Source organism: Symplocastrum torsivum, assembly GCF_059505465.1.
The window spans coordinates 14,995-28,237 of record NZ_JCACKQ010000011.1 but is presented as its reverse complement, the minus strand read 5'-3'; the positions used below and the strand labels follow the sequence as shown (position 1 = coordinate 28,237).

Below are 13,243 nucleotides of genomic sequence, written 5' to 3'. Positions count from 1 at the left end.
GCTAAATTGCTCGATAAGCGTCTACTTAAACTACAAGAATTAGTCTAATTGCTTGAATCATGAATACTTTACGATGGCTCCAAGTCGCTGCACTCACTACAGCTTCATTCTTAAGCGTAGGGGCATTGAATCCGACAACGGCTGCCACCTTTGACAACATAGAACTCGACCAAAATAATCTCATTGCTGTAGCTGCCCCCTACGGCGAAAACAAAAATCAACTCTTAATCATCGAACAAATCTCAAGCAAACAGCCCTGCTGGAGTGAAAGCGGCAGTAATCCAGTTAGTGTAGACCCTCTTCTTTTGAATTTTAACTTCACTGGCATATGCGATCGCAAAACAGATAGCAACGGCTATTCGATCCGTATGAATGGGGAAGATATGGGCTTACAGTACCTCATTAGGCTTGTTGAGCGTAACGGAGAATTGCTGCTGGTTGGCACTCACCGTACAGACCGTAAAGCTCCAGAAATTGAAATTGGCAGAACAATGGGTCTAGGTGATGGCTTTGAGAAAATTTTTCTCAATCCAGGTTGGCGGTTTACCAAGAGAACCTACCAAGGCAAAGCTTTAGGTCACGTCTATCTCACCAATGATTCAGCCACTCCCTATACTCGCGAATCTATTCCCAACCCTTCCAACCCTCAAGCGCTACCTCCTAGTCCTCAACCTCTACCATCAGACCCGATATCGGAACCTGTAAGGGAATTAATTTTCACCAAGCCACAAGCTGGAACAACTCCTCCTGAAGTAGGTAGTCCTGCCACCAGACCACAACCTCTACCGCCTGCACCTGCTCAACGCTCCGGAACCCCTGTGTTCGTAGTACCGACAACACCACAACAAGCTGAGCCAGTTGTTCCAGGAGATACGCCTACCACTAGCCCTCAAACCCTACCCCCTCCACCTTCTCAAGAACCAACAATTCCAGTATTTGTTGTGCCAACAAACTGAATTTTTGATCTATCTCTACAGGTTCTAGTGCCGTCTACATAACGTGATGTAGGCGGTGCGTAATGCGGATAACGAAGGAAGGAACATCTTTCTCTCCTAACACCTTGAAGCCTGGTGTCGCTAAGGCTACTCTTGACTCTCGCCAACTACTGAAACCTTGACACGTCAATATGCATCTCTTCTGCCTTCTGCCTTCTATCCTCTGCCTTTTGCTAGAGATTATTTGTCAGTAGTCAGTAGTGAATAGTCCAAAAAACTGACTCCTGGCAACTGACACGAGTCAGAAACTGGAAAAGCCCAAGAGTATTTTTTATACGATGCTTAAGTTAGCGGGTGACTCCCTGTACAACAGGGCGAACATCTGCACCGCTAAATGAACCTGGATTACCTGTCCAGTTAAAGTCGTTAATCCGTAGGCTAAGGGAACCAAGTCCTAAAACTGGGTTAAAACGCAGGAGGACGTTGTAAGTACGACGGCTATATTCTAAAAAGTAATCTGTACTGATTTGCTCATTGTTGTCTAAGCTGATTGATGTCTGAAAACCTGCTCGGAATGGACCGTAAATCTGTTGGGTGATGCCTCCGGAAAGTACGCTAGTATCAGCATCTCGGTCAAAGAGGAAGGGTGATAAGCCACTACGCACAACCTGGGAGTAGCTGATATTAAAGCCTGTGTAGTCTAGAAAAGGCTTGGAAAAATGTCCAATTTGCCCGACTAGTCCAATGGTTCCACTGAGGGATTCCTGCGTCTCACCGTTGCTATAGGCACTAACCACACCTGTGAGGTCTGTACTCAGTGACAAGTAGGGAACTACAGGTGCTGGGGTGTATCTTAATCCTTCTGTGGGAGTAGCGGGTAAGCCTTCACCCTGCCAAAGCAAAAAACCCTTACTCAAGGAGACAACACCTTGATAGCGTCCCAAGCTGACTCGGTCGTTTTCCCGAATTGGTTCGAGCAAGTCTAGTCGGTCAGTGTCAGCATTGATATACTGAGCGCCTACCTGATACGACAGGTTAACACCCGTGTTGCCCACCGGGATGTTAGGCGAAGAGAGGACGGCACCTAGACTACTTTGAACAGTTTGCTCACCAAGGGTGCCATTGAAGAGGCGATTGCGATAGCTGTATTCCAGACTTAAGGTATGAGGGAGATTAATAATGTCAATCCCCTGTTGTAGTCGAACACTGGCGCGGAGTTCATCTTCTAACTCACCTAGATTGAAACTGGTAAGGATACCTGTTCCTACAACAGTTGTCCGAGGACTTAGAGTTGCGTTAACTCGCGCTCTCACACCAAAGACAGAAGGGTCAACAACACCCTCTTCAAAGACTGCTTTCTGAAGAAAGTACTGTGGCGTGACATTAAATCGCACCGTTGGAGTGTTGACGATCTCAAAAGTACGCTCGACAAACAAGCCACCGCGATCTTCGCTATCAAACCCAAAGTTAAATAAAGCGGGTTCCCGTTCACGACGGTCAATCACGACACGATTGCGGAATGTTGGTAGCTCTAAGCCCTGATCAAATACCAAGCGAGGTCGGGAAGCAACAATTTCATCCACTAATGGCTCAACCCGCCTAAACCGCGCTGTATCTGCTCGTAACTCCAATTCTGGCGGAGAAAAGGGGTCATTGGTAATCCGGACATTTGTGGCGATCGCTTCTGAACCCTCGAAGTCAACTCGGTCGGCAATATAACGAAACTGGGTTATAGTTCCTCCAGTTTGTGGTGTCGCCACGTTGCTGATTTCACTGCCTGCCCCGACTGAGAAGGAGTAACCCTGTAGATTGGTAATTCCCCCTAGGGGTTGGTTGCTCGTAATGCGATCGCTTACAGGGCGGTTAACTACAGTACCAGTACTGCCATCAGCCGGGGCAAAAATGTCAAAATCAGTGCCTGATGTCGGTGTATACAGTTCGCCACTAGCATTTAGGATGACACCACTATCTTGAACAAAATAATATTCAAACCGTTCACCCCGTAGTACCTGCTCTCCTCTTGTGAGAGCAACATTACCCTCAGCAACGATAATGCGATTTGGCAAATTCACTTCAACACGGTCAGCATCGAGTAAGGCTTCCCGAAACCGTAAGATGACATTACCCGTTGCTGTAATGACTTGTCGCTGTTCATCATACTCCTGCTGATCTGCTGTCAGTTCAATCACACCACCTGTGCCAAATGGTGTAGTTGGCGTGGTAGTCGCATCAGGGCTTGCAGGAAGTGGAGGAGGTGCCTCATCTTCAACCTCATCCTCATCCTCACCCTCATCTGGTGCTGGTGTAACGTCCTCATTGGGCGAGGGTTGAGTCTCTGTCTCTGTAGGCACAGTAAACTCAAATTCTCTAACTAATCCACCACGTTCTTGAGTGATCAGACGCTTAACGTTTGGGGCAACTTCGTAAGTATTAGACGTTGTGTCTGATGGTGTCAGGGAAGTCGTTGTAGACGGTTGCTCACTAGCTAGATTAGAAGCATTGGAGTCCGTCGTTACTACGTTAGGAGCCTCCGACGTTAGGATAGAAGACTTTTCTTCCGCTTCGCCATGTTCCAAGGATGGTGAGGCAGTTAGGAGTTGGTCGGTTGACGGAGAAGTTGGGACAGAACTCTCCCTAACTTGTGCTTGTCCACTTGGTTCAACGGCTACAGGTAGTGAGGAATGATTGGCAGAAATCCGAGAACCCAGCAAGCTAGCACTTCTTTCAACCCTCAATGAACTCGACTCTGGTGCGAATGTTTCTGGGGGGGTTGGTGTAGCGAGTACCCCTGCTGGAAGTGTTCGGCTTGGTATCGTTGCCGAGGGTTCAAGGGAGAACTTATTAAGTTGTACTTCATCCTCAAAGGTGACGAATTCAATAATTGCAGGTATCTCAGGCGGCTGAACTGGTTGAGGCATCTTTCAACAGTAAGGAGTCGAAGGGACAGATCCGAGACGTGCCCTTTTCCCCGCACTGAAACTCTTCAGGGCGAGGCACGCCTCGCCCTTCAATAAACTAAAGGATGAAGCGAACGCTAGTTTACTCTAAATCCCGTCGCTTAGGGTTACGAGATGGATCGTTTGACAAAAAGCCAAACACGAATAAGCCAACAAAGATACTAACAACGATATAGACAACAATTTTGAGGGTCAGCATAGTGGTATCTCCCAAAGTTATGAAGAGCTGAATGTCTTATGCATTACAAAATGCAACAACTCTCATAATCATACCGAAAGGTGGTTGCCTTTTTGGCTTAGAGAGTACGCCAAGACCAACAAAACCTCAAAAAATGCTGGTTGCTGTATCCACTAGACTAATACTGGCTATGACGTACTAATGTTCCAAGACGTTCCAGACGAACTATAGGCTGTAATCAAGGTAAAGTCGCTATTTGACCCCATCCATTAACAGCCTGCGTTAAAGACAAAATAAGAGGGGGCAACCGAGAATTCTTTCTTAGCCTGCAAATTTTCGATAAGTCTCTCGCTGGCAAACCCCTGGAATGTATGTAATTGCTCAAGGAAACCGACTAAGGCGATCGCTCCTTGTTTCAATCCCCAAACTGATCTCCCCTTGACCCCTAGCCAGGGCAGATAATAGTTAGCCACAACAGCACTATTTTAAGGTTTGTCGCAATTGTTAACTAAAACAGTATTAAATGTGTCCCACTTTGGGCAGAACTAGGTACACAATATAATCCGTGTAAGACTTGGAATTTTGTCGCTCTATGCAGCCGATTCGCACCTTCAACGTCTCTCCCTTTTTGCCCGATCAGCTCCAACCCTTACGGAAGCTGGCTTACAATCTGCATTGGGATTGGAACGTCGAAACTAAAGATTTATTCCGACGCCTAGACCGCGACCTATGGGAGTCCAGCCGCCACAACCCTGTGTTAATGCTGGGAACAATTAGCCAAGCGCGGCTCCAGGAAGTGGCTGAGGACGATGGCTTTCTTGCCCAAATGGAACGAGCCTCCAGACAATTAGACGAGTATCTCAAAGAACGGACATGGTATCGCAAGCAGCGTGGGTTAGGCAGCAGTCAATCGGTAGCCTCAGAAGAGGTCAGTGGCAAACCTCAAGAATGCTTCGCCTATTTCTGTGCTGAGTTTGGTCTAGTCGATTGCTTGCCCATCTACTCTGGTGGCTTAGGCGTTCTTGCAGGTGACCATCTTAAATCAGCATCTGACTTGGGTTTGCCCCTAGTAGCAGTTGGCTTGCTGTACCAAGAAGGCTATTTTGCCCAGTATCTCAATGCTGATGGCTGGCAGCAGGAACGCTACCCGATTAATGACTTCTACAATATGCCGCTGCATCTGGAGCGCAATCCTGATGGTTCAGAGCTACGGATTGAGGTAGATTATCCAGGTCGGACAGTTTATGCCCGCATCTGGCGTGTACAAGTGGGAACGGTTCCCTTGTATCTACTTGACACAAATATTGAACCTAACAATCCCTATGACCATGACATCACTGACCACTTGTATGGCGGTGACTTGGATATGCGGATTCATCAGGAAATGATGCTGGGGATTGGGGGTGTTCGCGCCCTGCAAGCTTTAGGAATCAAACCGACGGTCTATCACCTAAATGAAGGTCACTCGGCATTCTTGATTCTAGAGCGCATCCGCAAGCTAATTCAGGACGAGGGGTTGAGCTTTGCAGAAGCTAAACAGGTAGCACAAGCTACGCAGCTTTTCACCACTCATACGCCTGTCTCGGCAGGGTTTGACCTGTTCCCCCCAGATAAGGCGATGTACTACGTTGGACACTACGCCAACATCTTTGGCTTGTCGAGAGAGGAATTCTTAGCACTGGGGCGAGAAGATATTAGTAACTTGGCATCGCCCTTTAGCATGGCAGCACTAGCGATCAAGACCGCTAGCTTTATCAACGGGGTTAGCCAGTTACACGGGGAAGTGTCACGGGTGATGTTCCAAGGGCTGTGGGAGAACCTACCCTTGGTAGAAGTGCCGATTACCGCGATTACGAATGGAGTCCATGCTCGTAGCGTGGTAGCGAAGCCCAACCAAGAGCTTTATGACCGCTATTTAGGTCCTAGCTGGTCAGAGAAAGGTGCTGAAGACCCGTTGTGGGATCGGGTTGGCTCAATTCCTGATGAGGAGTTGTGGCGCAATCACGAGCGTTGTCGCTCAGAGATGGTTGTGTATGTGCGGGAACACTTACAAAAGCACCTACGCGATCGCGGTGCAAGTCCAGCCGAAGTTGCTCACGCTCAAGAAGTCCTTGACCCTGGTGTCTTGACAATTGGCTTTGCCCGTCGCTTTGCCACTTACAAGCGGGCGAACTTGTTCATGCGGGACATAGAACGGATTAAGAAAATCATGCGGGCCAATAAAGATCGGCAATTACAGTTTGTGATTGCTGGCAAAGCCCATCCCAAGGATATGCCGGGGAAAGATTTAATCCGTCAAATCATTCACCAAATCCGAGAAGCAGGAATTGGTGACCAGGTGGTTTTTGTACCGGACTACGATATCTATCTGGCGCGGTTCATGGTTGCGGGTTGTGATATCTGGTTGAACACACCTCGCCGTCCCAGAGAGGCATCGGGAACCTCTGGCATGAAGGCATCAATGAATGGTCTGCCCAATGTCAGCATTTTAGATGGCTGGTGGGATGAGGCGGATTATGTTCGCACAGGTTGGCCGATCGGTCATGGGGAAACCTATGATGACCCAGATTATGAAGATGAGGTGGAAGCTAACGCTCTCTACGACTTGCTAGAGAAGGAAGTTGTCCCCTTGTTCTATAATCGCGATAGTGAAGAGATTCCCAGAGGCTGGGTGGCGAAGATGAAAGATGCCATCAAGCTGAACACGCCGTACTTTAACACAGCACGGATGCTCAGGGATTACTCAGTGCGTGGGTATTTCCCAGCAAGCGATCGCTACTTTACAATGACGACTAATGCCTACACACCTGCGAAGGAATTAGCGAGTTGGAAGCGACGGCTATTTGAACGCTGGTACGACATCAAGATTGAAGATGTTGACATCACTGCACCACCTGAATTGATGGTTAATCAAGCAGTCGCTGTCAAAACCTTGATTAATTTAGCCGGACTAACCCCTGATGATATCCAAGTGGAACTCTACCAAGGTTCTGTCAATGCCGATGGACAGATTGTTAACGGGTTGCCAACTGTGATGAATTATCAAGGTACTGATGAACATCAACGGAGTGTTTATACAGCCGATGTCATCTACAGTAGCAGTGGTTTACAAGGTCTGTCTTTACGGGTGTTGCCTAAACATGAAAATCTCTCCAGCCCCTATGAGCCAGGTTTAGTACTCTGGGCATAGGTCGCTAACGCTTTGTTGACTGTTGATCGCTTTCAGGTCAACAGTCAACAGAAACGAGTTATAGCAGAAAGCTGTTAACTATCAGCCATCAGCTTTTTTGTTTTCCTGACTCCAACGCTGTTTCAAAGCTTTTAGCTGTACCTCATTTAACTGGGAACTGCTATAACAAACTTTCTAATTTAAAGATTTAGCACCCTAATAGCGAAGCGTCTTTAAATCCTCTATTACCGCCGTAGCAGAGTTGTATCTTGCAACAAAGTTGTAGCGCACCATCTTCTCTAAAATCTGGGCAAATTCATCACTAACATTTGCTAAATGCCGCCAACTTACATCGCCTGTTTCCTGGGAAATTGGCAATTGGTAAGTTGCAATACCCGTAAGAGCTTGAATTCCAATCATGCCTAGTGCATAAATATCACTACTAAAATTTGGGTGCCCAGCATATTGCTCTGGTGGCGCGTAACCGCGTGTACCAATGGCAACCGTTTCTCCCTCTTGTTGCGGTTGAATATGCTTCACCGCCCCAAAGTCAATTAAAACAAGTTGACCGTCAGTTTTGCGACGCATAATGTTACCGGGTTTGATATCCCGGTGAATCACACTATGCTCGTGGACAAAAGTAAGAATTTTTAAGACTCCATTGACTAAATCCACAACTTGTGGCTCTGGAAGTCTCTTGTCCACTGGCATTTCCTCAGTAATCGGTTCGCCTTCAATATATTCTTGGACTAAGTAGAATTCGTTATTTTCCTCAAAATAAGCCAACAGTCGCGGAATTTGAGGATGAGTACCCAGCTTTTCTAAAATTTCTGCCTCAGTGGCAAATAATCGTCTAGCAACTTGGAGAAATCGCTCATCTTGACGCGCTGGTCTCAACTGCTTAACTACACATTCGGGACTACCGGGTCGCTGGGTATCTTTAGCAATATACGTTAAACCAAATCCACCAGAAGCCAAAACACGGTTTTTTTCATAGCGTCCTTGTAGCAGATGAGTGATCCTTGGGCGTGGTCTTAGTGGCTCAACAATCGCTTCATTCCCTTGAGGCCAAACCGCAGTATCTGTCTCTTCATCAGGCGGTAGTGCTGTTGTTTTAGTCAAGGACTCATCGGGTTCAGTTGTGGGAAGAGTAGGGCCTCTCTCCTTCAAGAGCGCTTCCAAAAGTGCAATATTCTCTTTCTGTTCCTGAGCTTTCTTTGCACTCTCTTCGAGTTCTTGGTGACGCTGGTAAGCACTGTAAGCAAGAACGCTCGTACCAGATGCAATTAACCCTAGGATAGGAGCAACGACGGGTATCCATCCCGATCCCAAAAATAGTAGTACCGATGTTCCAAGTAAAAGACCAAGCGCCCCCAGCTCTACCAACACTAGCCGTCCAGGGTGACGGATGACGAGTACTAGAACACCGCCAACTAGTGACCAGCCAAAAATCCACAAGCCCTCTACCCAATCAGACCAAAACCAGAATAGAGGTCGCCCATCGAGTACGGCACTCAGAAGTTGACTGACGATTTGTCCATGCACGACAACTCCTGGCATTTTCCGTAGGAGTCGCTCTTGGGAACTGTATGGCGTGAAAAAGGCATCATCAATACTGGGTGCAGTCACTCCGATAAGGACAATACGGTTTTTCACCCAGCTAGCATCAATTCGATTGTTCAGAACGTCAGTTAAAGTAACGCTCTGAGCTAGGGAGTTAGTATTAGAAGAACGATAATTTAATAAAATTTGGTAGCCACCAGAATCCGCATTTTGGTAGCCACCATCAGTAGGTGATAGCTTTTTGAAGACGATGTTGCCAAACTTTAGCTGCGGCTCCTTGTCCTTGGTCAGTTCGGGTTGAATTCCCTTTGTCTCTAGGTATTTTTGAGCTAGCTGAAAGCTGAAGGAAGATGGACTACTACAGCGAGAGGAATCGGGGGGTTCGAGAAATAATAGCCCCCGTCGGACAATGCCATTCGGATCGATCGCAATATCGGCAAAGCCAACACGCTCTACAGGAACTGAGGGAGGAGGAGGAGTACCTGGAGTTTCAGCATCACTGATTTTACAGACAGGGATGATGTGATCGCTCTTTTGCAGCTTGGCAGATAACTCGCCATTTCCGGGTTGCTGCGGGAAATCTCGATAGATATCCAAGCCAATGACAGTTGGTTCATATTGCTCCAGCTTGGTCAGAAGCTGATTCACTACGGCATCAGTCAACGGCCACTTCTCCTGAGACTGAATATCCGCTTCAGTAATCGTCACGACTAGGAGGCGTGGGTCTGGTGGTAAGGCTGGTCGTAACTGTAGCAGCCGATCATACGCACTGAGTTCCCAAGGCTCTAGCCAGCTTTGATACCGAGCAAAAAGCAATAAGCCAGTAACGGTCAGACTTGCTAGCAATGCTGGACGACCCAACTGAGAACTACTAAGGCGCTTTACCTGCGACCATGCTGTAGAAAGCTTTGTCCGAACGTTGCCTTGATGCTTCACTGGAGCTTTGAGTTCTGAGGTTTGAGTTAAGTCCCCACTCGTTACTTTCACGGATCTGACCACTCACAACTAAATAACAAAAATTGGCAAGAACTGTCCTCAGTACCACGTTACTACAGCAATTAGATACGTTACGGCTTCCCTAGGCAATGATCTGGCTCACATAGCTCCCTGACTTTTCCTTACTGCTGTAGACTACGTTAATTATTTTTGGGTTTCACCCTAGGTACGTCCGCCTTGGACAGACTAAACGTTGCTGTTAACAGATAAATCTCGGTAGATAGCCAGACTTCTCAGATTTGCAACCCAACCCACCTCTTCGGTTAGATGCCTCCTAACCAACGTTCGCATGAGTAGATGACAGTGGCTGGACAATACAAACGTTCAAAAAGATATACCTTAGCTTTTCTCTCTGGTTGGCAGAAGCTCGCTAATCCTAAACTGGCATTTTAATGAGTAATCTATACCAATATAGAAGCTGCCATCGAATCTGGGGCGCTTTTTGATAATTAATTGATCTCATGCTTCATGTTTATGCCTGAGTTTCTGGCAATCGCGATCGCGTTTAATTTACCAGCCCAAAAGCCCACCGAAGCGGGCTTTTAACAGACACGAGAGGGAAGTCACCCTGACGCGAAGCGACTAGGGAATGAGAGCAAAACAATACATCAACGAAGCTAGCCACTCAATTCTGCCTTGCTCCCCGTCGGCGTTAGCGTCTACAGTTAACAAAAAGTTACGCTTATTCAATATTAAATTTAAATGCCGATCAGCTTACTTACTTCTCCGTCAAAGTCCAAGCACCATCCCAACTATCCGGTGGGGGTGTTTTGAGCCAGTGCTGACAACGTGCTAGGTGCATATCAGCAGGTTTATCATTGGGGTCAAATTTCAGCACTTGAGCAAACTCACCAATCGCAAAGGCAAAGTCGCGATTGAGATAAAGCTCACGTCCTTTGTGATAGTGTTCAATCACCATCTGCTTCTGATCAGACATAGCGTCAGAGCTTAGCCCAATCAGTTCATAAATCGATACAGGTTGGGTCTTGCCCTTCACCACAATTTTGTCAAGTTCGCGCACCAATATCTGGTTAGCACAGGGTTTATAGGTAGATTCGCTAATAATGATGTCACAGCCGTATTGCTTGCTGGCACTTTCGAGACGAGAACCCAAATTCACCCCGTCACCAATCGCCGTAAACTCCATGCGTTTACTAGAACCAATATTGCCGCTAATCACACTGTCTGAGTTAATGCCAATGCCAATTCGGATTGGTATCTTGTTGTCAGCGAGGCGACGGTTATTAAAGTCCAGGAGGCGATAGCGCATTTCTAAGGACGTTTGCACGGCTCTCCACGCATGGTCTTTGAGCGGTAGGGGTGAGCCAAAAACCGCCATAATTGCATCACCAATGTACTTGTCAAGGGTGCCTTTGTATTTAAAAATTGCCTCAACCATTGACTCAAAATACTCGTTGAGCATTCCCACCACTTCTTCGGCTTCTAGGCTTTCCGTTAAAGCGGTGTAGCTGCGAATATCGGAGAATAAAATTGAAACTTCTTTGCGATCGCCTCCTAGTTTGGCATCATCTAGCCTCAGCAATTCTTCTGCTAGCTCTTGGGTCATGTAGCGGTACATTGTACTCTTGAGCCGCTTCTCATCACTGATGTCTTCCATGACTACCAAAGCCCCTCGGACTTTAGTATTGTCAGCGGCATCGGCGATCGTGTTTAGCGATAAGTTAACACTCCGTTGTTGCTCATTTCCTCTCGATAACAACGTTTGATCAGGATAGTATTGCTGACGTGTTCTAGGGTCTTTTCCAAGTAAAGCGTTATTGAACCATTGAACAAACTTATTGTCATCTTTTTTGTCTTTGTCCTCAATTCGGAGAATTTCACTAATCAGTTCTCCTTCTAGCCGGACTCGTTCATCTAAGCCTAGTAATTCCTTCGCGCTCTCATTTACCGCAATAATCTTCCCTTCTTTATCTGTAGAGATTACTCCATCGGAGAGACTGCGTAAGATATCACGTTGCATTTGCTCCTGTTGTTTCACCGTATCGAACAACTTCGCATTTTGCAGGGCGACACCTGCTTGAATATTAAACGCCTCCATGAACTCTTGATCAGTCCGATTGAAGCTTGCTCTCCAGCACTCTGGGGCTTCCGGCCAGCTAGCCGGATCATATTCTGGAAATTCACCCTGCTTCTTTTTGTTGATTAGTTGTGTCACACCAATCAACTCTGTATCAGCATTAAACACTGGCATACACAACATACTGCAAGTACGATAGTGCGTTTTTTGATCGGTTTGCTTGGACGTTTCTGAGTTGGGGTGGTTATACAAATCGAACCCAATGTTCACTGGCTCTCCTGTATGCGCCACTTGACCTGCAAAGGAGTTCATATCAAGTGGGAGGCGGAGTTCTTTTAAAGTGCCTTCAATCGGAATTTTTGTCCATAGATCATTGCGATCATGGTCAATTAGCCACAGCGTACTGCGATGAGCATTCATCAGTTGCTTCGCCTCATCCATAACCTTGTTAAGGGTTTCTTGCAGATCCAGGCTACTTTTGCTGAGTGAGTTCGTTGCCGATATAAGAGCTTGAGCTGCTTGTTGTCTTTGGGTTGCTCGTCGCAGCGATCGCGACGACTCCATAATCAGTTGAATCGAAGGGGCAAAGTCCTCAAAAACCCTTTCATCTTCAGTTGTGAAACCATTTCGCTCAATTTTTTCTTCCAGGGGAGCGTTTGGGTTGAGAGTCGGCTTTAATTTATTGAGTAGTTGGACAACGGCAACTAAATCTCCGTGCTCGTTTAACAGAGGTAGAGCCAACATTGTATAGGTACGATATCCAGTTCTCTCGTATTGCTCTTTAGCTCCAGCCGAGCGCGGATCATCAAAAAGATCGTAGGGAATATTAATAACTTGCTTAGTGATCGCCACATCAGCGGCAATACTACCGTGATCGGCTGGAATACGAATTTCTAAGGAACCGCCCCCCTTGTCTTTGGCAACAATCGACCAAAGCTCATTCCTGTCTTCATCCTTTACAAAAATAGTTGTGCGATCGGCACCCAAGAGTTCCCCTGTTTTTGCGGCGATAGAACGCAGCATTTCATCAAGGATGGCATCAAAACCCTGTGCATCCAGCAAGCTATCCAGCATGGACAGAGTTTGATTGACAACTCCAAGCTTGCCTTCTACTTCCGTGACGACTTGTCTGAAAGTATCCTGAGTTAAGGGAGCAAGAAATGCAGAAAACGTTCCCTTTGTTGTGGTTAAGGCACTGGCAGAGGATTGCTGTTGTTCGTGCCCACTCTGGTCTTCGGACTCGGCGGAAATATCAATAGTCTCACGATAATCCAAACCAGACGGACGGGAAGATGCAGCTTTCATATCTCTATTTTGGGTTCAGAGAACTTTTCTGGCACACGCAGAATAATATTTTATAGATTTATTACTAAGACTTACTGTGCCTTGTGAGCCAATTCTAGACTA

7 protein-coding genes are annotated in these 13,243 nt (G+C 46.8%); 2 read left to right on the top strand and 5 right to left on the bottom strand.

What is annotated here, in order from left to right; genetic code table 11:
• Positions 1-59 precede the first annotated feature (59 nt).
• On the top strand, positions 60-956 hold the full coding sequence (locus AC5JL3_RS03370; RefSeq protein ID WP_496073139.1) for a DUF3747 domain-containing protein: 897 nt from the start codon (positions 60-62) through the stop codon (positions 954-956).
• A 326-nt stretch (positions 957-1,282) separates the two neighbouring features.
• Here AC5JL3_RS03370 and AC5JL3_RS03365 read toward each other — a convergent pair whose 3' ends face one another.
• From AC5JL3_RS03365 to AC5JL3_RS03355, 3 genes are all read right to left on the bottom strand, one after another.
• Positions 1,283-3,853 (bottom strand): DUF3769 domain-containing protein, encoded by a 2,571-nt coding sequence (locus tag AC5JL3_RS03365; RefSeq protein WP_496073138.1) that lies wholly within the window; start codon positions 3,851-3,853, stop codon positions 1,283-1,285.
• 121 nt (positions 3,854-3,974) lie between these two features.
• On the bottom strand, positions 3,975-4,091 hold the full coding sequence (locus AC5JL3_RS03360; RefSeq protein ID WP_192222171.1) for a photosystem II reaction center protein I: 117 nt from the start codon (positions 4,089-4,091) through the stop codon (positions 3,975-3,977).
• A 248-nt stretch (positions 4,092-4,339) separates the two neighbouring features.
• Entirely contained in the window at positions 4,340-4,543 is a 204-nt protein-coding gene (locus tag AC5JL3_RS03355; protein ID WP_496073137.1) for a hypothetical protein, read from the bottom strand.
• 119 nt (positions 4,544-4,662) lie between these two features.
• Here AC5JL3_RS03355 and glgP point away from each other — a divergent pair, with 119 nt between their 5' ends.
• Complete coding sequence (gene glgP, locus AC5JL3_RS03350) at positions 4,663-7,260, top strand: alpha-glucan family phosphorylase (RefSeq protein WP_496073136.1); 2,598 nt, start codon at positions 4,663-4,665, stop codon at positions 7,258-7,260.
• A 195-nt stretch (positions 7,261-7,455) separates the two neighbouring features.
• Here the strand turns inward: glgP and AC5JL3_RS03345 are convergent, their stop codons facing one another.
• A complete protein-coding gene (locus AC5JL3_RS03345; protein WP_496073135.1) occupies positions 7,456-9,789 on the bottom strand; it encodes a CHASE2 domain-containing protein in 2,334 nt (777 codons plus the stop codon).
• A 727-nt stretch (positions 9,790-10,516) separates the two neighbouring features.
• Positions 10,517-13,141, bottom strand: coding sequence for a GAF domain-containing protein (locus AC5JL3_RS03340; protein ID WP_496073134.1), 2,625 nt, complete (start codon positions 13,139-13,141; stop codon positions 10,517-10,519).
• Positions 13,142-13,243: the final 102 nt, after the last annotated feature.

Excerpts from the sequence above, each read along its gene's own strand:
- AC5JL3_RS03370 (WP_496073139.1), top strand. The coding sequence starts at position 60 with ATGAATACTTTACGATGGCTCCAAGTCGCTGCACTCACTACAGCTTCA.
- AC5JL3_RS03360 (WP_192222171.1), bottom strand. The coding sequence starts at position 4,091 with ATGCTGACCCTCAAAATTGTTGTCTATATCGTTGTTAGTATCTTTGTT.
- AC5JL3_RS03365 (WP_496073138.1), bottom strand. The coding sequence starts at position 3,853 with ATGCCTCAACCAGTTCAGCCGCCTGAGATACCTGCAATTATTGAATTC.
- glgP (WP_496073136.1), top strand. The coding sequence starts at position 4,663 with ATGCAGCCGATTCGCACCTTCAACGTCTCTCCCTTTTTGCCCGATCAG.
- AC5JL3_RS03340 (WP_496073134.1), bottom strand. The coding sequence starts at position 13,141 with ATGAAAGCTGCATCTTCCCGTCCGTCTGGTTTGGATTATCGTGAGACT.